Annotated in this window: 20 protein-coding genes; 8 read left to right on the top strand and 12 right to left on the bottom strand. The window is 62.0% G+C overall.

Annotation, left to right across the window (positions count from 1 at the left end; all coding sequences use genetic code 11):
• Positions 1-43: 43 nt before the first annotated feature.
• The 5 genes from ACIPOO_RS25840 to ACIPOO_RS25820 all read left to right on the top strand — a co-directional run bounded on the left by ACIPOO_RS25840 (position 44) and on the right by ACIPOO_RS25820 (position 6,168).
• A complete protein-coding gene (locus ACIPOO_RS25840; protein WP_400610755.1) occupies positions 44-2,227 on the top strand; it encodes a beta-galactosidase in 2,184 nt (727 codons plus the stop codon).
• Positions 2,228-2,418: 191 nt separating this feature from the next.
• Positions 2,419-3,567 carry a serine hydrolase domain-containing protein gene (locus ACIPOO_RS25835; protein ID WP_400610753.1) on the top strand — a complete coding sequence of 383 codons (1,149 nt, stop codon included), beginning with the start codon at positions 2,419-2,421 and terminating at the stop codon, positions 3,565-3,567.
• 149 nt (positions 3,568-3,716) lie between these two features.
• Positions 3,717-4,814: an OmpA family protein gene (locus tag ACIPOO_RS25830; protein WP_274136722.1), complete on the top strand. Its 1,098-nt coding sequence runs from the start codon at positions 3,717-3,719 to the stop codon at positions 4,812-4,814.
• A 48-nt stretch (positions 4,815-4,862) separates the two neighbouring features.
• Positions 4,863-5,510: a pyridoxamine 5'-phosphate oxidase gene (gene pdxH / locus ACIPOO_RS25825; protein WP_274136723.1), complete on the top strand. Its 648-nt coding sequence runs from the start codon at positions 4,863-4,865 to the stop codon at positions 5,508-5,510.
• 193 nt (positions 5,511-5,703) lie between these two features.
• The gene (locus ACIPOO_RS25820; RefSeq protein ID WP_274136724.1) at positions 5,704-6,168 is read left to right on the top strand and encodes a glycine zipper 2TM domain-containing protein; all 465 of its coding nucleotides are present in this window, start codon (positions 5,704-5,706) and stop codon (positions 6,166-6,168) included.
• Between the two features lie 158 nt (positions 6,169-6,326).
• On the opposite strand, the gene nhaA is transcribed toward ACIPOO_RS25820, so the two are convergent.
• The 4 genes from nhaA to ACIPOO_RS25800 form a co-directional block, all read right to left on the bottom strand.
• Positions 6,327-7,502 (bottom strand): Na+/H+ antiporter NhaA, encoded by a 1,176-nt coding sequence (gene nhaA / locus ACIPOO_RS25815; protein ID WP_400610750.1) that lies wholly within the window; start codon positions 7,500-7,502, stop codon positions 6,327-6,329.
• Positions 7,503-7,801: 299 nt separating this feature from the next.
• Positions 7,802-9,415 carry an NAD(P)/FAD-dependent oxidoreductase gene (locus ACIPOO_RS25810; protein ID WP_400610748.1) on the bottom strand — a complete coding sequence of 538 codons (1,614 nt, stop codon included), beginning with the start codon at positions 9,413-9,415 and terminating at the stop codon, positions 7,802-7,804.
• Between the two features lie 187 nt (positions 9,416-9,602).
• Positions 9,603-10,283 (bottom strand): COG3650 family protein, encoded by a 681-nt coding sequence (locus ACIPOO_RS25805; RefSeq protein ID WP_274136644.1) that lies wholly within the window; start codon positions 10,281-10,283, stop codon positions 9,603-9,605.
• A 62-nt stretch (positions 10,284-10,345) separates the two neighbouring features.
• Positions 10,346-10,945 carry a short chain dehydrogenase gene (locus tag ACIPOO_RS25800; RefSeq protein WP_400610746.1) on the bottom strand — a complete coding sequence of 200 codons (600 nt, stop codon included), beginning with the start codon at positions 10,943-10,945 and terminating at the stop codon, positions 10,346-10,348.
• Positions 10,946-11,051: 106 nt separating this feature from the next.
• Here ACIPOO_RS25800 and ACIPOO_RS25795 point away from each other — a divergent pair, with 106 nt between their 5' ends.
• Entirely contained in the window at positions 11,052-11,960 is a 909-nt protein-coding gene (locus tag ACIPOO_RS25795; RefSeq protein ID WP_274136648.1) for a LysR family transcriptional regulator, read from the top strand.
• Between the two features lie 215 nt (positions 11,961-12,175).
• Here the strand turns inward: ACIPOO_RS25795 and ACIPOO_RS25790 are convergent, their stop codons facing one another.
• From ACIPOO_RS25790 to ACIPOO_RS25770, 5 genes are all read right to left on the bottom strand, one after another.
• Positions 12,176-12,877 (bottom strand): ABC transporter ATP-binding protein, encoded by a 702-nt coding sequence (locus ACIPOO_RS25790; protein WP_274136649.1) that lies wholly within the window; start codon positions 12,875-12,877, stop codon positions 12,176-12,178.
• Positions 12,878-13,645, bottom strand: coding sequence for a high-affinity branched-chain amino acid ABC transporter ATP-binding protein LivG (gene livG / locus ACIPOO_RS25785; protein ID WP_274136650.1), 768 nt, complete (start codon positions 13,643-13,645; stop codon positions 12,878-12,880). It abuts the gene before it with no gap.
• Entirely contained in the window at positions 13,645-14,907 is a 1,263-nt protein-coding gene (locus ACIPOO_RS25780) for a high-affinity branched-chain amino acid ABC transporter permease LivM (protein WP_274136651.1), read from the bottom strand. Before ACIPOO_RS25780 ends, livG begins: the two co-directional genes overlap by 1 nt.
• Complete coding sequence (gene livH, locus ACIPOO_RS25775; RefSeq protein WP_274136652.1) at positions 14,904-15,833, bottom strand: high-affinity branched-chain amino acid ABC transporter permease LivH; 930 nt, start codon at positions 15,831-15,833, stop codon at positions 14,904-14,906. Before livH ends, ACIPOO_RS25780 begins: the two co-directional genes overlap by 4 nt.
• Positions 15,834-16,050: 217 nt before the next feature.
• The gene (locus ACIPOO_RS25770; RefSeq protein ID WP_274136654.1) at positions 16,051-17,178 is read right to left on the bottom strand and encodes a branched-chain amino acid ABC transporter substrate-binding protein; all 1,128 of its coding nucleotides are present in this window, start codon (positions 17,176-17,178) and stop codon (positions 16,051-16,053) included.
• A gap of 330 nt (positions 17,179-17,508) precedes the next feature.
• On the opposite strand from ACIPOO_RS25770, the gene ACIPOO_RS25765 reads away from it, so the two are divergent.
• Complete coding sequence (locus ACIPOO_RS25765) at positions 17,509-17,817, top strand: DUF2288 domain-containing protein (protein ID WP_274136656.1); 309 nt, start codon at positions 17,509-17,511, stop codon at positions 17,815-17,817.
• A 261-nt stretch (positions 17,818-18,078) separates the two neighbouring features.
• Here ACIPOO_RS25765 and ACIPOO_RS25760 read toward each other — a convergent pair whose 3' ends face one another.
• The 3 genes from ACIPOO_RS25760 to ACIPOO_RS25750 form a co-directional block, all read right to left on the bottom strand.
• Positions 18,079-20,265, bottom strand: a complete 2,187-nt coding sequence (locus tag ACIPOO_RS25760; RefSeq protein ID WP_274136658.1) for a hypothetical protein — start codon at positions 20,263-20,265, stop codon at positions 18,079-18,081.
• A gap of 150 nt (positions 20,266-20,415) precedes the next feature.
• A complete protein-coding gene (locus ACIPOO_RS25755; protein WP_400610741.1) occupies positions 20,416-22,638 on the bottom strand; it encodes a putative bifunctional diguanylate cyclase/phosphodiesterase in 2,223 nt (740 codons plus the stop codon).
• Positions 22,639-22,793: 155 nt separating this feature from the next.
• Positions 22,794-23,150, bottom strand: a complete 357-nt coding sequence (locus ACIPOO_RS25750) for a YkgJ family cysteine cluster protein (protein WP_274136660.1) — start codon at positions 23,148-23,150, stop codon at positions 22,794-22,796.
• A 280-nt stretch (positions 23,151-23,430) separates the two neighbouring features.
• Here ACIPOO_RS25750 and ACIPOO_RS25745 point away from each other — a divergent pair, with 280 nt between their 5' ends.
• On the top strand, positions 23,431-24,852 hold the full coding sequence (locus ACIPOO_RS25745; protein WP_274136662.1) for an MFS transporter: 1,422 nt from the start codon (positions 23,431-23,433) through the stop codon (positions 24,850-24,852).
• The last annotated feature ends 302 nt before the right edge of the window (positions 24,853-25,154 follow it).

The raw sequence follows: 25,154 nt of genomic DNA, 5'->3' as shown, positions 1-25,154 counted from the left end.
ACGCCATTGCTCGGGTGTCCGAAGATTCTGGAGCCTCGATCCCATGATTCGCCCCACGCTGTCCGCCGTTCTCGCACTGGCCTGCATTGCACCTGTGTACGCGGCGCCCGATGGTCAGCAGACACTGTTCAACTTTGTGCGTCCTGCCGATGTGGTGCAGGTCACCACTCAGGACGCCACGCTGCCCCAGGCCAACGCCGAGCAGACGCCTGAGGGCGATGTGCTGCGCCGGGTGACTTTCAACCCGGCCGCCAACCCCAGCCTGAGCCTGACCCCACAGAGCGGCGTCTGGGACTGGAGCGCCGACAGCGCCATGACCCTGCGCCTGCAAAGCGCGATGGACTGGGCGCTGACGCTGCATGTGCGAATCGAGAGTGCCGACGGCAAGACCCTGGACAGCCGCATCGACCTGCCGGCTGGCCCTGCGCAAACCCTGATCGTGCCGCTCAAGGCCAGCTCCCCGCTGAGCCAGGGCATGCGCGTCGGGCCGCCCATGCCCTGGACTTACGAAGGCCAGCGCGTGCTGCTGGCCAGCACCGAGGGCGATCTGGACCTGGCCCAGGTGAAGTCGGTGACTGTATCGATGTCCCGGCCTGACGTTGCCCAGAGTGTGCTGATCGAGAAATTCGGTGTGCAGCAGGGCGATGCGGTGATGAAGGCCGCCTACAGCAATCTGCTGGACGGCTATGGCCAATACACCCGTGGCAAATGGCCGGACAAGATCACCAGCGACGACCAGCTCAAATCCCTGGCGGCCAAAGAGCAACAGCAGCTCAAGGGCTGGCTCAAGGACCGCCCGGCCCATGACAAATACGGCGGCCTGCTCAAAGGCCCGACCTTCGAGGCCAGGGGCTTCTTTCGGACTGAAAAGCGCAATGACCGCTGGTATCTGGTGACGCCCGAAGGCCACCCGTTCTACTCCCTGGGCGTCAACGCCGTCGCGGCGGATGACAGCCAGACCTACGTCGAAGGGCGAGAATCGATGTTCGGCAGCCTGCCCGGCAACGATGACCCGCTGGCGGTGTTCTACGGCACCGGCAATGACCACCGCGAGACGGGGGCGAGCAAGGGGCGACAGTTCGATGCAGGGCGCTGGTTCGATTTCTACGGTGCCAACCTGCAGCGAACCTATGGCGTGCAACCGGTCAGCCTGGATCTGAAGCGCTGGACTGATCACACCCTGCAACGCCTCGAGGCCTGGGGCTTCAACACCATCGGCAACTGGAGCGAGCCCGAGCTTGGCAACCGCGAGCGCGTGCCCTACACCTTGCCGCTGTCCATCGTCGGTGATTACGTCAGCATCAGCACCGGCCACGACTGGTGGGGCGGCATGCCCGATCCGTTCGATCCGCGTTTTGCCATGGCCACCGAGCGCGCGGTGGCCATCGCTGCCCGGGATCACCGTGACGATCCGTACCTGATCGGCTACTTCGCCGACAACGAACTGGCCTGGGCCGGGCCCGGAAACGATCCGAAGGACCGTTACGCGCTGGCCTATGGCACGCTGAAACTGACCACCGACGTTCCGGCGAAGCGGGCGTTCCTCAAGCAACTGCGCGACAAGTACCGCAATCAGGAAGGGCTGTCCAAGGCCTGGGGCATCGATCTGCCGGCCTGGGAGTTGATGGAGGATCCGGGGTTCGAGCCGCCGCTGCCGAACCCCGAGCACCCGGAAATCGAGAACGACTTCAGGCATTTTCAGCACGTGTTTGCGCAGACCTACTTCAAGACCATTTCCGATGCCTTGAAGTGGCACGCGCCCAACCACCTGCTGCTGGGCGGACGTTTCGGTGTCAGCACCCCGGAAGTGATTCAGGCCTGTGCCCAGTACTGCGACGTGCTGAGCTTCAATCTGTATGCGCTCAAACCCCAGGACGGCGTGGACTTCGCGCAGCTCAAGGTGCTGGACAAGCCGGTGCTGGTCAGCGAGTTCCACTTCGGCTCGCGGGATCGCGGACCGTTCTGGGGCGGCGCCGTCGAAGTGCCTCGCGAAGAAGACCGTGGGCCTGCCTACGCCAACTTCCTGAAAAGCGCATTGGCCGAGCCTTCGATTGTCGGCGTGCACTGGTTCCAGTACCTGGATGAGCCGGCCACCGGGCGCATGCTCGATGGCGAAAACGGCCATTTGGGGTTGGTGAGCATTACCGACGTGCCGTATCAGGGGTTTGTCGAGGCGGTGCGCAAGGCCAATGGGCAGGTGATTGATGTGATCGGCAAGCCGCAATGACCTGTAGGAGCGCGCTTGCCCGCGACGGCGGTGTGTCTGTAACGAATGTTCCGCCTGACACACCGCCATCGCGGGCGAGCGCGCTCCTACAGGTTTTGTCGTAAGTCTGACAGCGTGCCGCTGTTCCCAAACCGCTCAATCGCTGGAACAATGCACGCCATTTTTCTGCAGCCTGACCGGAGGGCGACACCGTGCAGATCCAGGGTCATTTCGAGCTTCAATTCGAAGCCGTGCGCGAAGCCTTTGCCGCATTGTTCGACGATCCGCAAGAGCGCGGCGCTGCGCTGTGCGTGCAGATCGGCGGCCAGACGGTGCTCGACCTGTGGGCAGGCTGTGCCGACAAGGACGGCGCCGAGGCCTGGCACACAGACACCATCGCCAACCTGTTTTCCTGCACCAAGACCTTCACCGCAGTCACCGCCCTGCAGTTGGTGGGCGAGGGCAAGCTGAACCTGGACGAGCCGGTTGCGCGCCTGTGGCCTGAATTCGCGGCCGCCGGCAAGCAGGCCATCACCCTGCGCCAGTTGCTGTGCCACCAGGCCGGCTTGCCTGCCCTGCGTGACATGCTGCCGGCCGAAGCGCTCTACGACTGGCAAGCGATGACCGACGCGCTGGCTGCCGAGCAGCCCTGGTGGACGCCGGGCCAGGGGCACGGTTATGCCGCGATCACCTACGGCTGGCTGGTCGGCGAAGTCATCCGCCGTGCCGAAGGGCGCGGGCCAGGTGAGTCCATCGCGGCGCGCATCTGCCGGCCGCTGGGGCTGGATTTCCACGTCGGTCTGCCGGACGAGGAATTCCATCGCGTGGCCCATATCGCCCGCGGCAAGGGCAACGTCGGCGATGAAGCGGCCCAGCGCCTGCTCCAGGCGACGATGCGCGAACCCACCTCCATGACCGCCCGCGCGTTCACCAACCCGCCGTCGATCATGACCAGCACCAACAAACCCGAATGGCGGCGCATGCAGCAACCTGCCGCCAATGGCCACGGCAACGCCCGCAGCCTTGCCGGTTTCTACAGCGGTTTGCTGGATGGCAGCCTGCTGGACGCCGAGCTGATCAACGAGCTGACCCGCGAGCACAGCATCGGCCAGGACAAGACGCTGCTGACCCAGACCCGCTTCGGCCTGGGCTGCATGCTCGACCAGCCCGAGGTGCCCAATGCCACCTTCGGCCTGGGCGGCAAATCCTTCGGCCATCCTGGCGCCGGTGGTTCGGTGGGGTTCGCCGATCCGGAGCGCGATGTGGCCTTTGGCTTCGTCACCAACACGCTGGGCCCCTATGTGCTGATGGATCCCCGGGCACAGCGTCTGGTCCGGGTGCTTGGTGAGTGTTTGCAATAACTGTCGCTGATAAGTGCTTGTTCTACCGACTGTCAGTTAAACCGCCCATATGGGAACCGTAGGGCGGTTTCTTTTTCCAACTCGGCGTTTATGCGTGTTATATGGGCGCTGCTTCGTTCATTTTCTGATCAATTTTTTGTGGGTCACCCATGTCTGCCAACAAAAGTCTCGCATTTGCACTGTGCCTCGCCGTTACCGGTTGCGCGCAAACCCCTCAGGACTCGTCGGCCAGCAACGACCATTGGTGGTCGTTCGGCTCCGGCAACAGCGCCGACGCTGCCAAGGCCGCGCCGGTGAAGCCTGCGGCCAGCCCGGCTGCCGCTGAAGTGGCCAAGACTGAAGCCGAGAGCGGCAGCCACTGGTACTGGCCGTTCGGCTCCGACCACGGCACCACCGAGAAGAAGCCGGAAGTGGCAGCGACCAAGCCGAGCGCCCCTGAAGTCGCCAAGGCCGATACCGGCAGCAAGTGGTGGTGGCCATTCGGCGGCAGCGAAGCGAAGAAAGACGCAGCGCCTGCCTTGCCGAAGATCGACCCGAAAGTCACCCAGGCCTGGCTCGACCTCAACGAGCCGAAAGTGCGCGAGGCGATCAAGGACAGCAAGTTCGAACTCGAGCGCCGTGAAGACGTGCTGGTCGTGACGGCACCGGTGGACAGCACCTTCAACCCGGACCGTCCGGAAATGCTGCTGCCGATCAACCTCGGCCCGATCACCCGCATGGCCAAGCTGGTCGAAGGCGATCAGAAATCCGCCGTGCTGGTACTCGGCCACGCCGACGTCGCCAGCGACAGCAACCTCAAGATCAGCCAGCAGCGCGCACAGTCGGTGGCGGCGATCTTCCGCCTCAGCGGCCTGGAGCGTAATCGCCTGAACCTGCGCGGCATGGGCGCGGCAATGCCTCGTGTCACCGCAGATACCGCTTCGGCGCGTGCCCAGAACCGTCGTGTTGAAGTGATCCTCACGCCGCAGGATTCCATGGTCGCCTTGTTGGCCAAGTACAACCTGCCAGCGGTACCGGCGCCGACCATGGTCGCTGTGAAGGAAGCCCAGCCAGCAGTCGCCCCGGCACCGGCCACCAAGGCCGCGCCTGCCAAATCCGCCGCCCCGGCCAAGAAGGCAGCGCCGGCCAAGGCTCCGGCAACCAAGAAAGCGCCTGCCAAGAAAGCCACTGCTACCAAGGCCAAGGCCGCACCCGCCAAGCCTGCCGCCAAGAAAGCAGCCAGCGACGCGCAAGCCAGCAGCAACTGAGGGTAATATCGCTATCCCGTCCACGGATTTCGATAAAGGAAGGCAGTGATGAGCCAGCGTCTGGCTGACATGCGTCGCAACTACGCCCGCGAGGGTCTGACCGAAGCCCAGGCTCCGGAAGAACCCTTCGCGCTGTTCCACCAGTGGTTCGACGAGGCGGTGAAGACCGAGCAGGCGCCGGTCGAAGCCAACGCCATGACCCTGGCGACCGTCGATGCCGACGGTCGTCCTCACTGCCGGGTCCTCCTGCTCAAGGGGCTGGACGCTCAGGGGTTCACCTTCTTCAGCAACTACGACAGCGCCAAAGGCCAGCAGATGGCGGCTCACCCCTTTGCCGCCATGACTTTCTTCTGGCCGACCCTGGAGCGTCAGGTGCGCATCGAGGGGCGGATCTCGAAGGTTTCCCACGAAGAATCCGACGCCTATTTCCAGGTTCGTCCTCTGGGCAGCCGCCTGGGAGCGTGGGCTTCGCCGCAAAGCCGGGTGATCGCCGACCGCGAAGAACTGGAAGGACTGCTCAAGGCCACCGAGGCGCGGTTCAGCGATGGCCAGCCGCACTGCCCTGAACATTGGGGTGGCTACCGCCTGGTGCCGGACCGGATCGAATTCTGGCAGGGCCGGCCAAGCCGTCTGCACGACCGGCTCAATTATCGGCTGGTCGATGGTGCCTGGACCCGCGAACGCCTGGCGCCCTAGACCTGCGATTCTGCCGGTCGGGAGGTTGGATCGGCATTTCTTTGAATCAATCGCCCATGCCGTCGTCCATACTGATAGACGCTGGCGGCTTTCTGTATAGCGCCTGAATGAACGTAAATAATCGGTACAGGTTCGTGACATGACTCAGCGCCGCAGAGTTTAATCGCCACCTGTTCCTTTGGAGATGAATGTTATGCGTAAGTCTGTTCTGTTGGTTGCTTCGTTCACTGCCATGGCGCTGACGCTGGGCGGCTGTACTTCGAGCCTGACCGGCGACTCGTATTCGCGCGATGAAGCTCGCCAAGTCCAGACCGTACGCCTGGGCACCATCGAGTCCTTGCGCCCTGTGAAGATTGAAGGCACCAAAACCCCGATCGGCGCCGGTGCCGGTGCGATCGTCGGTGGTGTGGGTGGTAGCGCCATTGGTGGCGGTCGCGGCAGTATCGTTACCGCCGTGATCGGTGCGGTGGCCGGTGGCCTGCTCGGTTCGGCCGCCGAGGGTGGCCTGACCCGTGCGCAGGGTGTGGAAATCACCGTGCGTGAAGATGACGGCAGCATGCGTGCCTACGTGCAGGAAGTTCAGGAAAACGAGATCTTCCGTGTTGGCGAGCGTGTTCGCATCATGACCGTGAACGGCACCAGCCGCGTTACTCACTGATCCTGCCGCAAATGAAAACGCCCCGATCTTCGGGGCGTTTTTGTTTGCGGGATATCACTCCTTTTCGTAGCAGCACGGCTTGCCGGCGGGAGCGGTGAGTCAGACAAAGAGGCAGTGCCTGATACGACGTCCCCGCCGGCAAGCCGTGCTGCTACGGTTCAGTGCGCCTTGCGGCTGGAAAGCGCGGTGATTGCGTAGCCGATCAACGCGGCCAGGATCGACCCGGTCAGGATGCCCATCCGGTCCACCCCGGCGAATTCGCTTTGTCCCGGCACGAACGCCAGCGAGCCGACGAACAGACTCATGGTGAAGCCGATGCCGCACAGGATCGACACACCCAGCACCTGGCCCCAGTTGGCGCCGGCCGGAAGCGTGGCCATTCCGGTCTTGATCGCCAGCCAGGTGAGGCCGAACACGCCCAGCATCTTGCCCAGCAGAAGGCCCGCAGCGATGCCCATGGGGACGTGATGGGTGAAGCTGTCCAGGCTCACGCCCGTGAGCGAAACCCCGGCATTGGCGAAGGCGAACAGCGGCAGGATGGCGTAGGCGACCCAGGGGTGCAGGGCGTGTTCCAGCGTCTGCAGGGCAGAGGCGGTTTGCCCCGTGGATCTGAGCGGAATGCAGAACGCCAGCACCACGCCGGCCAGGGTGGCATGCACGCCACTCTTGAGCACGCACACCCACAGCACCAGGCCGACCAGCAGGTAGGGTGCGAGTTTCGTCACCCCCAGGCGGTTCATCGCGATCAGGGCCAGGATCGAGGCGCCGGCCAGCGACAGCGACAGTGTGGACAACTCCCCCGAGTAAAAGAGTGCGATAACGATGATCGCGCCCAGGTCGTCGATGATCGCCAGGGTCATCAGAAACAGCTTGAGCGATACCGGTACGCGCTTGCCCAGCAGCGCGAGTACGCCCAGGGCGAAGGCGATGTCGGTCGCCATGGGAATCGCCCAGCCGCTCATGGCCGCAGGGTCGCCCTTGTTCAGCGCCCAGTAGATCAGCGCCGGCACCACCATGCCGCCGATGGCGGCCACGCCCGGCAGGACGATCTGCGAGGGACGCGACAGATGCCCCTGAAGCACCTCGCGTTTGACCTCAAGGCCAATAAGCAGGAAGAACAGCGCCATCAGGCCGTCGTTGATCCACAGCAGGAGCGGTTTGGCGATCTTCAATGCGCCGATCTGCGCCACCACCGGCGTGTCGAGCAGGCCGTTGTAGAGCCAGGAAAGCGGCGAGTTATTGATCAGCAGGGCGAGGGCGGCTGCAGCGATCAGCAACAGACCGCCAGCCGCCTCGAGCTGGAAAAAGCGTTTGAATGTATTGCGTACGGGCAAGGTCATTCTCCATGGACATGCGCAAAAGGAGCGACACCGTACCGCGTGTTCTTATTGCTGAAAACAAAAGTTATATTCGATTTTGTTATAAAAAATTGAATATGAACCTGTATACAAAGGTTTTGTGTGAAGTGTTACAAAGTGCTGCAGGGCTTATGCGACGGGGCTTGTAGGAATCTTCAACAAACCCGTAGCAGCCCGGCCGGGCGGCGCTCCGCTTGCCGGCGGGAGCGATCTCAAGGACGCCCCCGCCGGCAAGCCGTGCTGCTACGGTCGGTATAGTTCAGGTATTGCGTTTGTTACTCGACGATACCCAACATGCTCTTGGCCAAGGCTTCGGCGATGCGAATCCCGTCGACACCCGCCGACATGATCCCGCCCGCGTAGCCTGCGCCTTCACCGGCCGGGAACAGGCCCTTGACGTTGAGGCTCTGCATATCGGCGCCGCGGGTGATGCGCAGCGGCGAGGAGGTGCGGGTTTCGATGCCGGTCAGCACCGCATCGGCCTGGGAGAAGCCGCGGATCTGTTTTTCGAACGCCGGCAACGCTTCGCGAATCGCCTCGATGGCGAAGGCGGGCAGGGCATCGGCCAGATCCGTGAGTTTCACGCCGGGCTTGTAGGACGGCTCGACGCTGCCCAGCTCGGTGGACGCCTTGCCTGCGATGAAATCACCCACCAGTTGCGCAGGCGCTTCGTAGTTCTCGCCGCCCATGATGTAGGCGTGGGATTCCAGGCGTTCCTGCAGCTCGATACCGGCCAGCGGGCTGCCCGGATAGTCTTCGTCCGGGGTGATGCCGACCACGATACCTGAGTTGGCGTTGCGCTCGTTGCGCGAGTACTGGCTCATGCCGTTGGTGACCACGCGGTTAGGCTCGGAAGTCGCCGCCACCACGGTGCCGCCCGGGCACATGCAGAAGCTGTACACCGAACGCCCGTTTTTCGCGTGGTGCACCAGTTTGTAGTCGGCAGCGCCGAGCTTCGGGTGCCCGGCGTACTTGCCCAGGCGCGCGCGGTCGATCAGCCCTTGGGGGTGTTCGATGCGGAAACCCACCGAGAACGGCTTGGCTTCCATGTACACGCCACGGCCGTGGAGCATGCGGAAGGTGTCACGGGCGCTGTGGCCCAGGGCCAGGATTACGTGACGGGATTCGATGCGCTCGCCGCTGGCAAGCTCCACGCCTTGCAACTGGCCGTCTTCGATCAGCACGTCGGTGACGCGCTGTTCGAAACGCACCTCGCCACCCAGCGCTTCGATCTGCTGGCGCATGTTTTCCACGACGCCGGTCAGGCGGAACGTGCCGATGTGCGGCTTGCTGACGTAGAGGATTTCTTCCGGCGCGCCGGCCTTGACGAACTCGTGCAGGACCTTGCGCCCGTGGAATTTCGGGTCCTTGATCTGGCTGTAGAGCTTGCCGTCGGAGAAGGTGCCTGCGCCGCCTTCACCGAACTGCACGTTGGACTCGGGGTTGAGCACGTTCTTGCGCCACAGGCCCCAGGTGTCCTTGGTGCGCTGACGGACTTCCTTGCCGCGTTCGAGGATGATCGGCTTGAAGCCCATCTGTGCCAGCAGCAGCCCGGCGAAGATGCCGCACGGGCCGAAACCGACGACCAGCGGGCGTTCGGCGAGATCGGCAGGCGCCTGGCCAACGACCTTGTAGCTGACGTCCGGTGCCGGTGTCAGGTGCTTGTCGTGGCTCAGGCGCTTGAGCAGCGTGGCTTCGTCGCGCACTTCAAGGTCAATGGTGTAGATGAATTGCAGTTCGGTGGATTTCTTGCGCGCATCGTAGCTGCGCTTGAAGAGGGTGAAATCCAGCAGCTCGTCGCTGTCGATGCCCAGGCGTTGCAGCAGCGCAGGGCGCAGCTCTTCATCCGCGTGGTCCAGCGGCAGTTTGAGTTCGGTGATTCGTAACATTGAAAGGTCCGGTTTCGGGCCGCAGGATCGGCCCGGCAGCGCTACAAGAACCGGAGATTATAAGCCAGAATGCACCCCAAGCGACGTTTTGTAGGAGCGCGCTTGCCCGCGCCTGCGGTGTGTCAGACATGCTGAAACACCGCAGTCGCGGGCAAGCGCGCTCCTACAAGGGAGCAGCGTCAAAATTTCAATCGTTACGCATCGCCCCGAAATACGCGCAGCCACGCTGGACCTGGCCGTTGACCCGCAGTTCGGCCGTCAGGTGCTGTACCGAGCCGGTCACCGGGTCCACGCAACGCTGCGGCGCCACGTACAGCTCCACATGCTGGTCGTTGGCGTCGGTGATCAAGTTGAAGCGGCCTTCGGGCATCTGCTCTTCCATGTACGGCACCGCGAACGCGTCCATGCCCTCACGTTCCAGGACCATGCCCTTGCCGCTGGCATTGAGGTTCCATTTCGGCGCGTTGCCGCTGGCGTGAATGGTCAGGCGCTTGAAGTTGGCGTCTTCGCAGGCATTGCTCGGGCGCTCGACGCGATACAGCTGGTACACATCACCCTGGCCGTCACTGCCCTGGGCGCGGCTGGCGACGAAATTGCCACGGATGTCGGCGAAGGCCTTGCCGCTCTTGTCCACCACCGAGGCGGCTTCCTGCAGGATGCCGGTGTTGCCTTTGTCGGTCAGGGCGTAGCGGCGCTGCTCGTTGCAGGGTTCGAAGAACAGCTTACCGCCGTCGCCGGTCAGGGTGCCTTGCATGCGGATCATGCCGTCGGTGGACACCTTGTCGGCAGCCGATTGCGAAGGCAGGAACTGGCAGCCGGCGAACAGAGGCACGAGGGCAAACAGCAGGACGGAACGAGCAGCGAACATGGGGCGGTCTCCAGACAAGTGCCGCCACGTTACTCAGCCTGCTCGCTCATCACAAGAGGCGATTAACCGACGCGGAAAGTGTGTCCGGTTTGTAGCCCTTCCACGCTCTTGGCGTAGGCCAGCGCTGCATCCGCCGCAGAAACCGGCTTGAAGCCACGGAAGAACGGGCCATAGCTGTCCATGGATTCTTCCAGCACGGTGGGGCTGACGCTGTTGACCCGCATGCCGCGCGGCAGCTCGATGGCGGCCGCCCGCACGAAGCCGTCGATGGCCGAGTTGACCAGCGTCGCCGATGCGCCGCTGGCAATCGGATCGTGACTCAGCACGCCGGTGGTGAAGGTGAACGAGGCGCCGTCGTTGGCGAATTCGCGGCCGATCAACAGCAGGTTGACCTGGCCCATGAGCTTGTCGCGCAGGCCCAGGGCAAAGGATTCCTCGGTCATCTCGGCCAGGGGGGCGAAGGTGACGTTGCCGGCCGCGCAAACCAGTGCATCGAAAGGACCCGTCCGTTCGAATAGTTTGCGGATCGAGGCGCTGTCACTAATATCGACGGTTTCATCACCGCTGTTGCGGCCGATGCGCACGATCTCGTGGCGAGGCGCCAGTTCTTTCTCGATGGCCGAGCCGAGGGTGCCGCTGGCGCCGATCAGTAGAATTTCCACAGTGCTGTCCTTTGGGTGAGTGAGTCAGGTCCACAGTGTGTGCCGCGCTCGTCATCGCGATAAAGGGGGCGGACGGCAACCTCGGGTTGTCGAAAAGGAAACAATCATGAGCGAAATGGAGGACCTGGCGGCGTTCGCCCTGCTGGTGGAGGCCAACAGCTTCACCCTGGCCGCGCAATGGCTGGACACCAGCACCAGCCAGCTGTCCAAGCGCATCAGCAAGCTGGAGAAGAGCTACGGGGTGATCCTGCTGCACCGCACCACCCGCAGCCTGACGCTGACCTCGGCCGGGGCGATCCTGCTTCCCGAGGCCCGTGCGCTGCTGGCCCAGCGTGACCGGATTCGCGACGCCGTGGCCTACCTCAGCGAAAGCCTGAGCGGCACGGTGCGCCTGACGGTGCCGGTTTCGCTGGGTGAGACTTTCTTCGAAGGCGTGCTGACGGATTTCGCCAAAAGCTATCCCGACCTTCAGGTCGAGCTGGACCTGAACAACCAGTTCCGGGATTTGCGCCGCGACGGCTTCGACCTGGGGATTCGTTCCAGTGTCGGTATCGACGAGCGGCTGGTGGCCAAGCCGTTGCTGTCGCTGCAGGAATTGACCTGTGCCAGTCCCGCTTATCTGGAGCAACACGGCCAGCCGCAGACGCCGGAGGCCCTGCGGGTGCACCGCTGCCTGCTCAACAGCCATTACGCGGGCAGGGAAACCTGGGCTTATCACCAGAATCACGAACTGACGCGGATCAACGTGCGCGGGACGTTCGCCAGCAACCACTATGGCTTGCTGAAGAAAGCTGCGTTACTGGGGGCGGGGATTGCGCGGCTGCCGTCGTACATGGTGCATGACGAGCTCAATGACGGCCGGTTGAAATGGTTGTTGCGCGAGTATCAGACGCCGGTGTCGTCGCTGTTCATGGTGCATCCGTTCGAAGGGCAGTTGCCGAGGCGGATCCAGGTGATGGCGGATTATCTGACCGACTGGTTCGAGCGCAGGACGCTGGCGCTGGAAAATCTCTGACCAACGACGCCATTCTCGTAGGAGCGCGCTTGCCCGCGACGGCGGTGTGTCAGACAACATCTGAGTTGCTGAACCAACGCAATCGCGGGCAAGCGCGCTCCTACAAAGGAAGTCGCGGAGATCCGACAACCCCGTAGCAGCACGGCTTGCCGGCGGGGCGATTTCACAATCGCGATTACCCGCAAGCCGCACCCCTACCGGATGGAAGCTGTTGCTTAACCGCCCAGGTAGGCATCCCGCACTTTCGGATCGACCAGCAACTCTTCCCCCGAACCCTGCATCACCACCCGGCCGTTCTCCAGAACGTAGGCGCGGTCGGCGATTTTCAGGGCCTGGTTGGCGTTCTGCTCGACCAGGAACACGGTCACCCCGTCACGACGCAGCTGTTCGACAATCTCGAAGATCTGCTGAATGATGATCGGTGCCAGACCCAGCGACGGCTCGTCGAGCAGCAGCAGCTTGGGCTTGCTCATCAGCGCACGACCGATGGCGAGCATCTGCTGTTCACCGCCGGACATGGTGCCGCCGCGCTGGTTGAAGCGTTCCTTCAGGCGCGGGAACAGGGCCAGCACCTTGTCCATCTGCTCCTGATAATCGCCCTTGTCGGTGAAGAACCCGCCCATGGCCAGGTTTTCCTCGACGGTCAGGCGGGCGAACACACGGCGGCCCTCAGGCACCACCGCGATGCTCTTGCGCATGATCACCGACGACTCCAGGCCCACCAGTTCCTCGCCCATGTAGCGGATGCTGCCGCTGTGGGCGCGGGGCGATCCGCAGAGGGTCATCAGCAGGGTCGACTTGCCGGCACCGTTGGCGCCGATCAGGGTGACAATCTCACCCTGTTGCACATCGATGCTGACGCCGTGCAGCGCCTGGATCTTGCCGTAGAAGGTGGAAACGTTTTCGAACTGCAGCATTTACGCTTCCCCCAGGTAGGCTTTGATCACATCAGGATTGTCACGGATCTGCTCGGGCGTGCCGTCGGCCAGGGGCGTGCCCTGGTTGATGACGACGATGTGGTCGGAAATGCTCATGACCAGCTTCATGTCGTGCTCGATCAGCAGCACGGTCACGTTGTGGTCGTTGCGCAGCAAGCCGATCAGCGCCTTGAGGTCCTCGGTTTCCTTGGGGTTCAGGCCGGCTGCCGGCTCGTCGAGCATCAGGATGCGCGGGCGGGTCATCATGCAGCGGGCGATTTCCAGACGGCGTTGCTGACCATAGGCCAGGGTGCCGGCAGGGCGGTTGGCGAATTCCTTCAGGTTGACCGCATCCAGCCAGTGCTCGGCGTATTCCATGGCCTCGCGCTCGCTCTTGCGATACGACGGGGTCTTGAACAGGCCGGACAGGAAGTTGGTGTTGAGGTGACGATGCTGGGCAACCAGCAGGTTCTCCACCGCAGTCATTTCCTTGAACAGGCGCACGTTCTGGAACGTCCGCACCACGCCCTTGCGCGCGATTTCGTGACCGGCCAGGCCCTGGATCGGCTCGCCGTCGAGCAGGATGGTGCCCGCCGTCGGTTTATAGAAGCCGGTCAGGCAGTTGAACACGGTGGTCTTGCCGGCGCCGTTGGGGCCGATCATCGACACGACCTGTTTCTCGTTGACGGTCAAGCCCACGCCGTTGACCGCCAACAGGCCGCCAAAGCGCATGCTCAAGCCTGAAGCTTGCAGAAGTGGACGGCTCATCAGCGTTCCCCCTTGAGTTTCATGACGGGACGCTGCATTGGCAGGAAGCCCTGAGGACGCCAGATCATCATCAGCACCATCAAGGCGCCGAAGCCCAACATCCGGTATTCGCTGAATTCGCGCAGCAATTCAGGCAGCAGGATCATCACCACGGCCGCCAGGATCACGCCCAGCTGGGAACCCATGCCGCCCAGTACCACGATGGCGAGGATGATCGCCGATTCCAGGAAGGTGAAGGATTCAGGGGTAATCAGGCCTTGGCGCGCCGCGAAGAAGCTACCGGCGAAACCGGCAAACGCAGCACCCAGGGTAAACGCCGAGAGCTTGATGATCGTCGGGTTCAGGCCCAGCGCGCGGCAGGCGATCTCGTCTTCACGCAGCGCTTCCCACGCACGACCGATCGGCATGCGCAGCAGGCGGTTGATGACGAACAGCGCCGCCAGTGCCAGCAGCAGGGCGACCAGGTACAGGAAGATCACCTTGTTGACGGAGTTGTATTCCAGGCCGAAATACTCGTGGAACGTCTGCATGCCTTCAGCCGCCTTGCGCTCGAAGGTCAGGCCGAACAGCGTCGGCTTTTCGATGTTGCTGATGCCGTTCGGGCCGCCGGTGAGGTCGGTCAGGTTACGCAGGAACAGACGGATGATTTCACCGAAGCCCAGAGTCACGATGGCCAGGTAGTCACCTCGCAGTCGAAGTACCGGGAAGCCCAGCAGGAAACCGAACGTGGCCGAAGCCAGGCCGGCCAGTGGCAGGCAGATCCAGAAACCGAAGCCGTAGTAGTGCTGCAGCAGGGCATAGGTGTAGGCGCCGACCGCGTAGAAGCCGACGTAACCCAGGTCCAGCAGGCCTGCAAGGCCAACCACGATGTTCAGGCCCAGGCCCAGCATCACGTAGATCAGGATCAGGGTTGCGATGTCCACCGCGCCGCGCGAGCCGAAGAACGGCCATACCAGTGCCACGATGATGATCGCGCCGAGGAACCAGCGCTGTGTCGAAGGCAGGGTCATGAAGTTGCTGGCGCGCGAGGACACCAGTTGCTTCTGCGGGCGCGAACGCCACATGGCGCTGATCTGCTCGTTGTACAGCACGCGCAGGAACATCAGCAGCGCTGCGCCGAAGATCACCAGCAAGGTGTTGGTGGTGGCGCCGACGACCGCCAGGTTGACCCCGACGATGTCCAGCTTGAGCCCGAGGATCGGGTAGGCAACCAGCAGCACCAGTACAGCGCTGAACAGGGCCGATTTGAGATTCCTGGTCATACTTTTTCAACCTCCGGACGGCCGAGCAGGCCGGTTGGCCGGAACAACAACACCAAGACAAGAAGACCGAACGCCACCACATCCTTGTACTGGTCGCCGAAGATATCGGCGCCAAACGCTTCAGCCACACCCAGCACCAGACCGCCGAGCATCGCGCCCGGGATACTGCCGATACCGCCCAGTACCGCTGCGGTGAAGGCCTTGATGCCGACCAGGAAACCGGCGTTGGGGTTGATCACGCCGTACTGCATGCTCAGCAGGACCGCCGCCACTGCCGCCAGCGCAGCGCCGATGACGAAGGTCAGGGCGATGATGTTGTTGGTGTTGATACCCAGCAGGTTGGCCATCTTGATGTCTTCGGCGCAGGCGCGGCAGGCGCGGCCCAGGCGGGAGCGGGAGATGAACCAGGTCAGGCCGAGCATGGCGACCACGGTGACGATGAAGATCAGGATCTGCATGTAGGAGATCACGACTTCATGGGTCGAACCCGGGCCGAACACGAAGTTGCCAGGGATCAGGTTGGGGATCGATTTGTCCTTGGAGTCCTGCGACAACAACACCGTGTTCTGCAGGAATATGGACATACCGATCGCCGAAATCAGAGGGATCAGGCGGTTGCTGCCGCGAAGGGGGCGGTAGGCGACCCGTTCGATGGCGTAACCGTAGGCGCTGGTCACCACGATACTGGCGACGAACGCGGCAGTAATCAGCAGGGGCAGGCTGTCCAGGCCCAGCATGGTCAGGCCGGCCAGGGCGATGAACGCCACGTACGATCCGATCATGTACACCTCGCCGTGGGCGAAGTTGATCATGCCGATGATGCCGTAGACCATGGTGTAGCCGATGGCGATCAAGGCGTATGTGCTGCCAATGGTCATGCCATTAACCAGCTGTTGGAAAAAATGATAGATGTCTATCTCGGGCATTTGCCGCGCTCCTAAAAACCTTCTCGGTGTTTCACTGGTGAAGTCTTTTTCCCGCTCGCGCGTCGTGATCTACGTCCGCGTTCGGCACGAGCCCAGTGATTCACTGGTGCGGTTTCAAGATGTTCAGGGCATCGGGATTCTTGTGAAACCCCGCGTCCCAGCTAAAACAAAGCCCACTGCGGTTGCAGTGGGCTTCGGGTAAGCATGAAGGCTGCGATTACTTCACAGGGGCTTCAGTCTTGGTGCCATCTTTGTGCCAGGTGTAGACGACGAATTTGAAGTCTTTCAGGTCACCCTTGGCATCGAAGGACAGATCGCCGGTAGGGGTCTTGAAGGTGCCTTTGTGGATGGCTTCGGCCACTTTGGCGGTGTCTTCGGACTTGGCGGTCTTGATGCCTTCGGCGATCACTTCGACAGCGGCGTAGGCCGGGAACACGAAAGGACCGCTCGGGTCTTCTTTCTTGGCCTTGAACGCGTCAACCAGCGCCTTGTTGGCAGGGTCCTGGTCGAAGGATTTCGGCAGGGTCACCAGCAGGCCTTCGGAGGCGTCCTGGGCGATCTGCGAGATCGAGGCGTTACCCACGCCTTCCGGACCCATGAAGCCGGCCTTCAGGCCTTTTTCCTGTGCCTGGCGCAGGATCAGGCCCAGCTCAGGGTGGTAGCCGCCGTAGTAGACGAAGTCGACGTTGGCTTGTTTCATCTTGGCGATCAGCGAGGAGAAGTCCTTGTCGCCGGCGTTGATGCCTTCGAACAGGGCGACTTTCACGCCGTCTTTTTCCAGAGTGGTTTTAACGGCGGTGGCGATGCCTTCACCGTACTGCTGCTTGTCGTGGATGACCGCAACGATTTTCGGCTTGACCTGCTTGGCGATGTATTCGCCAGCGGCCGGGCCCTGGGCGCTGTCCAGGCCGATGGTGCGGAAGACCAGCTTGTAGCCACGGGCGGTGATGTCCGGGCTGGTGGCCGCTGGGGTGATCATGATCACGCCTTCGTCTTCGTAGATGTCGGACGCAGGCTGGGTGGAGCTGGAGCACAGGTGGCCGACCACGAACTTGACGCCATCGTTGACCACTTTGTTGGCCACGGCTACGGCTTGTTTCGGATCGCAGGCGTCGTCGTATTCAACGGCTTCGAGTTTCTTGCCATCCACGCCGCCTTTGGCGTTGATCTGCTCGATGGCCATCTTGGCACCGCTGAACTGCATGTCGCCGTATTGGGCTACAGCACCGGTTTTAGGGCCGGCGATGCCGATCTTGATGGTGTCGGCTGCGAACGAGTGACTGGCAACCCCCGCCAGAACCAGTGCGGCAAACAACTTGGAAATCTGATTAATACCCTTAGTCATGATGCTCCACTCTTGCGTTTGTAGTTTTTATAATCCTGACGGCCAGAAGCTGCAGGACCGGATTGATTTATCCAGGCCTTACCCCAGGCAACTGTACCGGAACAGTTTAGAGCGCCGGTCGAGCGCTTGAAAAGCTGGCTGCGGGGGGCAAAACCTGTTGATGTCGCTTAATCGAAAGAAAGATACACAATCAAGCCGGTGGATTCCCCAACCGGGTCACTCAATCTATCGGCCTGAGCGAAGTTCTCTGCAATCAATCACTTGAATCCGGGTTTGAGCGCAGGGAAGGCGGCGGTATCATTTACGCCGAATTTCCAGACGGTGAAACCCATGACGCAAGAACCTAGCACCCTCTATGCCAAGCTGCTTGGCGAAACGGCTTCAATCACGTGGAAAGAATTGCAACCGTTCTTTGCCAAGGGTGCCCTGTTGTGGGTCGAACCCTCGCAGGATCTGATCGCCGTGGCCGAGGCTTTTGCCGAAAATGCTGAGGCAAAAGTGGCTGCGTGGCTGGCCTCGGGGGAGGTCGGGAAGGTCTCTGAATCAACGGCTCTGGACCTGCTGGAACGCGATCCGCCGCTGTGGGCGGTGGTGGTGGCGCCTTGGGTGTTGATCCAGGAGAGGGCGCCGCAGGCTTGAGCGCACCGATTTGGTGCTTTGCATGATGGCAAAGTGGGTAAGTCGGTAACCGAGGTGGGTTGAGATTGTTACATTGATGCCCTTCGGGCGCATTCGCGGGCAAGCGCGCTCCTACATTTGTTGCAACGTGCCATGGCCTGATGGACCGCGTCGGTTGCCTTTAAAGGCTGGCCACTCGGTTTATCAGGATGCGGTTCGTTGCAAAAAATGTAGGAGCGCGCTTGCCCGCGAATGCGCCCGAAGGGCATCAATGTAGCGATATCAAGCCAAATACCCCGTCTTCCCCGTATGCTGATTCAACGAAATCACCCGCGTCTTGCCAATCCGGTGACGGTAAATCTCCCGCAAATACTTCACCGCCTTCTTCACGCTCTCCCGGGAAATCCGGATGTCGTTGATCGAGATGAACCGCGATTTGTCGTCGATCAGCTCGCGGTACTTCTTCTCGTACATCGGTTTGATCGCATACCAGTTGGTGTCGAGAATTTTTGCCGGGTTCTCGTATTCATTGAGCAGATCATCGATGCGATCTTCGTCGAACTCATCGCTCATGATGAAATCCAGAATCGAGTTGTCCAGGGTGTCGTCGAAGCGATACGGCTGTCTGGCGAAGCAGCGCTTGATGAACGCGACGATCAAGGTCAGGAAATCGTCCGACAGGCACGGGCTCTTGGCGATGAGGGTCGTCAGCGACAGGTTGGCCGAGGCGCCGATCACCAGCGCGTAACGCTTGAGCGTGGTGTTGGGGAACAGGCTGTTGAGGTGGGTCTTGAGCCGGTTCAGATCCATATAGGACAGCTTGTAGTCCTTGGGCAGCGAGACAATCGACACCACCGACGAGCAGTTCTTGAAGAAATGCAGGTCATGCAGCGCCGCAGCGTCGTAACCGGATGCCTTGTACTGCTCCAGCGCCGCGCGATACCGGCGCGATTCGATCGGCAGCAGGCTGATGCCTTCGATGGCCTGGGTCATCTTGTTGAAATGCGGCAGGTCGATGGAGCGGAAGAACAGGTCGTCGATGTCCAGGCGCGGCTGTTCTTTCTCGAACAGCTTGAGCTTGTCCGAGCCCGGCAGCGGGGTTTCCGGCACCACGGATTCTGCGTAGGCAATCGCCACCGGGCCTGCCAGGCTCATGAACAGGTCGTTGGCGTCCAGGCGAATGGTCTCGCCGATGTCGATGCCAGCCCTGCGGAAATAGTTCTGGTCGTAGTCAGTGGTGACCGCCTGGGCGGTCAGAATGTTGAATATCTGTTGTGAGATGTACTGGTTGGCGTGACGCTCCATGGCGTTGACGTCGATGTTTTCGATGGTGCCGTCATCGCTCTCTTCGGCGTAGCGCATGATGTCGTTGGAAATCAGCATCATCGCGTTCCATGGCCGGATGCGGCCCATGACGCTGGCTTCGCTGCTGTCTTCGTTCTCGAAGTTGTACGAGAAATCCCATTCCTCTGCCAGATACTTGCACAGCAGCCGTCCGGCGTTGATGTGCAGGGCTTCCGACATTTCGCTGCGATGGTCGGAAATGTTCGGCAGAACGCAGATGCCGCTGGTGAAGATCGGCTCGAACACGAAGGAGCGCCCGCGCTTGCTGTCGTTCTCGCTGGCGGGCTTGGTGTCGAACGTCTTGTTCATGTACGAGAACTGCTGGGCCAGGCCGAATTCCGAGGCCATCCCCGAACCCGTACCGCCCCCTGCACTGAAGATGTAGAAGTACAGGCGCGACTGGTTGGCCTTGATGCCGCAGGAGTCGATCAGGTAGGAGTGGATCAGCTTCCAGTCGGCGCTGGAGAAGTGCTCGGTGTCCTTGTTGAGGATGATCTTGGCCAGATACTGGCCCAGGATCGGCGCGTTACCGGCGCCGCCGGCATGAACCTCCGAGAGGTCCATGATCTTCATCTTGCTGTAGTCCTTGATGAAGCCGCTTTTCTCGCCCTTGCGCGAAAAACGGATGCGCCCGGCGATGTCCTTGTCCAGGTCGCCGAGCATCACCAGCGGTTCGACCAGAAACACCGGCTTGCTGGATTTGTTCTGCACCAGACGCAGGTTGTTGCGAATCCAGCGTGCGGGGCTGTAGCCCTTGTCGTCACGCAGGCGGTCATCGTTATTCAACTGGTTCAGGTAGAAGGTGCGGGCGTTATAGACAAGCTCCGCCACGTCCAGCGCGATGTTCGAGCCGCAGCGGCCCAGGCCGATCAGGCAGACCGAAGGGAACTGCTGATCGCTGCGGTCTTGCGCTTCCTCGAAGTGGATCGACGGTGGAAACACCATGTCGCGCAGGCCGTCGAGGTTGTCGAGGATGCGGTCAGTGTCGGTTTCGGTGAAATAGAGGTACGACTGGGCAGGCACCGGTTGCGGGCGGTAATCGCCATGGGGCGCCACGCTGTGCTGATCGAGTACGGTTTGCAGAAGTTCGGATACAGCGCCTGCTGCCTCGGTTTTATTGGTCATTGCCTGCCATGCCTGAAGGATGGCGCACAGGTGTCAACGCGCCATCACAGAAAAGAAAGCCGGACTTTACAGCGGCTCATCGATGGCTAGCGATAGGGCCCAACCCTAGCGGCGCCTAGGGGAAACCCCTCCGCGAGCGGCCTCGAACGATCAGGCTTTTACAGGCAAAGGCTCTGTGTCGGGCTGCGAGGCCGCAGCACGCAACGCGGCGACGTGGGGGCGGTTCAGTTGCTCCACCACCGGGCCCAGGTCCCTGAGCGGCAGTGGCTTGCTGAACAGGTAGCCTTGCACGTAATCGCAGCCGTATGTACTGAGAAACTCCAGTTGTGCCGGGGTTTCCACGCCTTCGGTGACCACTTTCAGATGCAGCGTGTGGGCCATGAGGATAATCGCCTGGACGATTTCCATGTCCTGTGGCGATTTGGGAATGTCGATGATGAACGAGCGGTCGATCTTGACCGTGTCCAGCGGCAGGCGCTTGAGGTACGCCAGGGACGAGTAGCCGGTGCCGAAGTCGTCGATGGACAGCCCGACCCCCAGCGCGCGGATCTGCTTGAGCAGCAGGATGGTGTTGCTGATATTGCCCATCAGGGCGTTTTCGGTCACTTCCAGTTCCAGCCTGCCGGGTGCGACGCCGGCCTGTTTCAGCGCGCTGTCGACCTCTGCGGGCAACTCTTCACGGGCCAGGTTCAAGGCCGAGCAGTTCACCGCGATCACCAGATGATCGAATCCCGGTTCAGTGAGCTGGCCCAGGTCACGGCAGGCCCGGCGCAAGACCCAGTTGTCCAGTTCGGCGATCAGGCCGTTGTTTTCCGCGATGCCGATGAAGCGGTCCGGCGTCAGCAGGCCGTGGGTCGGGTGCTGCCAGCGCACCAGCGCTTCGAGTTTCGCCACGTACCCGGTGCGCAGGTCGACGATGGGCTGGTAATACAGCTGCAGGCCGCTTTCTTCGTGCAGGGCGGCGCGCAACTCCTCTTCCAGATGCAGTTCCAGGCTGGCCTTGGTCCTGAGGTTGGAACTGAAGAAGTGCGTGCTGTTGCGCCCGTTTCCCTTGGACTGGTAAAGCGCGAGGTCGGCGTGCTTGAGCAGCTCTTCGCACGTCTGGCCATCGTCGGGGAAAACGCTGATCCCGATGCTGGTGGTCATGACCATGCGCCGGCCGGACAGGGCAATCGGGTCTTTCATCTTTTGCATGACGCGCTGGGCCAGAGCCAGGGCTTCGTTGTTGTTATGGTGCAGCGCCATGAGGATGCAGAATTCGTCGCCACCGAAGCGCGCCACCACGTCGCTGGCGCGGGTCGCGTTGCGAATGCGCTCGGCGATGACCTTGAGCAACTCGTCCCCCGCGTCATGTCCCAGGCTGTCATTGATGCGCTTGAAGTGGTCGATGTCCAGAAACATCACCGCCAGCTTGCCCCCGGCCTGGGTCTGTTCCCGCAGGCGCTCGGCGAAGATCTGGTTGAAGCCGCGTCGGTTGATCAGGTTGGTCAGGGCGTCGTAATGCGCCACCTGCTGCAAGGAAACCCGCGCCTGGTCGAGCTGGCTGAGCAGGGCATTGACCCGGCGCAGGTCGCGCTCCTTGGCTTGCAGCTTCTTGTCGGCCAGCGCGGCGCTGACGCTGCCAACGATGATCAGCAGCACGATCAGGGTAATGGTCAGTGCCAGTTGCAGGCTGTTTTCGGTGGTCGAAACCTGCAATTGCGCGTCGGCAGGGACCACCAGGTGCAACGCCCACATGCCCATGAAGTGCGTGCTGACGATGCCGGCGCCGAGCACCAGGCTGGCGCCGTATTTGAGCCGTTGATGAAGCACGCCACTGCCCCTGCGCAGGCGCATGGCCAGGGTCAGCGCAGCGCAGCTGCTGGCGATGGCAATGATGATCGAGGCGGTGAATCGCGCAGGCTCGTAGTACTGGGTGGCGCCTGAGCGCATCGAGGCCATGCCGGTGTAGTGCATCGCGGCGATGCCCAGGCCCATCAGGACCGAGGCGACGAGGTATTGCGTGGGGCGCAGGGATGGGTGGCTCAGCGCTTCCATGGCCACCATGCCGGCAATCAGGGCGATGGCCAGCGAGGCGACGGTCACGGACAGCTCGTAATGCATGTCCAGCGGGGCCCGGAAGGAGAGCATGCTGATGAAATGCATTGCCCAGATGCCCACCGCCAGGCACAGGGCACCGAGCGCGCGCCAACGAATCCTGGCCTTGAAATGGTCGACATGCCCGACCCGCTCGGCGATGTCGAGCGTGGCGAAGCTGGCGGCGCAGGCCACCACATACGCGAGCAGGACCAGCAGAGGATCGTGGCTGCAGTCCAGCAGCATCCGGCCATCTGCCGGCATCGACGAAAGCAAGTGCATACCCAGCCAATCCATAGCCCACTCCATGTGTTCACTGCCGGAGCGCCTTCAGTCGGGTAGCTGATGGCACTTTGCAATGATTATAGAGATGGCCGGGTTTGAAACACCTGTTGGGAGACGAACGTACTAACTATTTCGCAATAACACCCTGCGTCGATAGATCCAAAGGTTCAGGCGACGGCTATCAGGGTTGGCTGTTCAATGGGGGCCAATCCGAAGGCCGCCCTGGCTGCATCGCAGTCGGCGTTATGGATGCCACCGGTCCAGGACGCTTCGAATTCCCGGCAGGGGCTGGAACGCTGTTCATAAATTGAGCAACGAGTGCCCTTGCCGACTTCACCCTCCAGCGCGGTACAGCGCGGCGACTTGCAATCAGTGCCCAGCATCGCCACGCGGCTGGGGCTGATGCTGGCGACCAGATCGTCCGGCACTGTCCCGCCCGCCGATGCACATTCACCCCAAAAGAAAGACACGCGAAAGTATGAACAACAGGCACCACAATTCAGGCACGGGCTGACATCGGACATGGCGATGAACTACGAAAGAGGGGAGGGAGGGGGGATCGGTTGGACGCTCATTCTAGGCTTTCCATTGCGGCTGGGAAGGGGGGCTGAAGACTATATTTTCAGGCGCCCGTAGCAGCCCGGCCGGGCGGCGTTCCGCTTGCCGGCGGGGGCGTCGTGTCAGGCAGTACATCATTGGCTGATCCACCGCTCCCGCCGGCAAGCCGTGCTGCTACGGGCGCAGGCCGATGCTGAGGTATCAACCCCGCGAATGATCACAGACAGACCTGCCAACCCTGACTAGATTCCAGATTCCTGGCTTGGTTGTGTCTGGCCCGATAACAATAAAAGAGATCGACACATGGATCATTCGACTCAAGCGGCGAACGCGTGGCGGGTGCTGTTTCTGCTGTTTCTGGCCAACCTGTTCAACTTCTTTGATCGCACCATCCCGGCGATCATCATCGAGCCGATCCGCAAGGAATGGCTGCTCAGCGATTTCCAGCTCGGCATCATCGGCACGGCGTTCACCCTGGTCTATGCCGTCGCCGGCCTGCCGCTGGGGCGCATGGCCGATACCGGTTCGCGCAGCAAACTGATGGGCTGGGGCCTGGCGGCCTGGAGCGGGCTGACGGCGGTCAACGGCCTGGTCGGCAGCTTCTGGACGTTTCTACTGGTGCGCATGGGCGTGGGGATTGGCGAGGCCAGTTATGCGCCTGCTGCCAATTCATTGATCGGCGACCTGTTCCCGGCACACCGCCGCGCCCGGGCCATGGGCATTTTCATGCTCGGCTTGCCGCTGGGGTTGTTGCTGGCATTCTTCACCATCGGGGCGATGGTCAAGGCTTTCGACAGCTGGCGCGCTCCGTTCTTCATCGCCGCCGTGCCGGGGCTGATCCTGGCGGTGTTCATGTTCTTCATTCGCGAACCGGTGCGCGGCGCGGCGGAAGCTGTGGCGACGTCCCAGGAGAAGATCGACCGGCCCATCCGCCGCGTGCTGTCGATCCCGACGTTTCGCTGGCTGGTGCTGGCGGGACTGGCGTTCAACTTCGCCACCTACGCCTGTAACTCGTTCATGGTGCCGATGTTGCAGCGCTATTTCTTGCTGCCCTTGCAGGAAGCGGCGATGGCGACCGGGATGATCGTCGGCGTGACCGGGCTTGTGGGCTTGACCGCCGGTGGCTGGATCGCGGACAAGGTGCATCAGCGCTGGGCCAGCGGGCGACTGGTGTTTGCCGCGCTGAGCATGGCGGTGGCCAGTGTGTGCACCGGTTACGCGCTGCATGCCGGGCGGATCGAGATTGGTGTGTTCGTTGCGGTGTTCAGCGTTGGCTGGCTGTTTTCCTACAACTTCTATACCTGCGTTTACACCGCGATTCAGGACGTGGTTCAACCGCGTTTGCGGGCAACGGCGATGGCGCTGTTCTTCGCCGGGTTGTACCTGCTGGGCGGAGGATTGGGGCCGGTGGTGGTGGGGTTGCTGTCGGATCATTTTGCGCATTCGGCGATGTACGCCGCGCAGGTCGAACAGATGACCGAGCCGTTCAAGGCCGTGGGCCTGCATGACGCGATGTACCTGATCCCGGTGGCGCTGTTCTTTGCCCTGGTGTTTCTGGTGCGGGCGTCCAAATGCTTCAGCCGCGATGCACAGCGCATGCGCGAAGGCACGACAATCCCGGAACCACGCTCCCCCGCCACGGCAGTGGATGGGCCAACGGCTGTCTGACTGACACCACCGCCCTGCGTAGGAGCGCGCTTGCCCGCGATGGCGATCTATCTGTGATGAAGATGTCGGCTGACACACCGCCGTCGCGGGCAAGCGCGCTCCTACAGCGTTAGCGGTGTGCCTGGGATGAACATGCCGCCTGGCAGACCGCGGTCGCGAGCAAGCTCACGCCTACAGATGTGCACCACTGTAGGAGCGCGCTTGCCCGCGACGGCGGGATCGGCGACGGCTGTATGACTGACACACCACGGCCCCCTGTAGGAGTGAGCTTGCTCGCGATGGCGATCTATCTTTGATGAAGA

The sequence above is a fragment of the Pseudomonas sp. NPDC090201 genome (assembly GCF_044746825.1).
Taxonomy (GTDB): Bacteria; Pseudomonadota; Gammaproteobacteria; order Pseudomonadales; family Pseudomonadaceae; genus Aquipseudomonas; species Aquipseudomonas putida_AD.
This window is presented reverse-complemented; position numbering and strand designations above follow the sequence as displayed.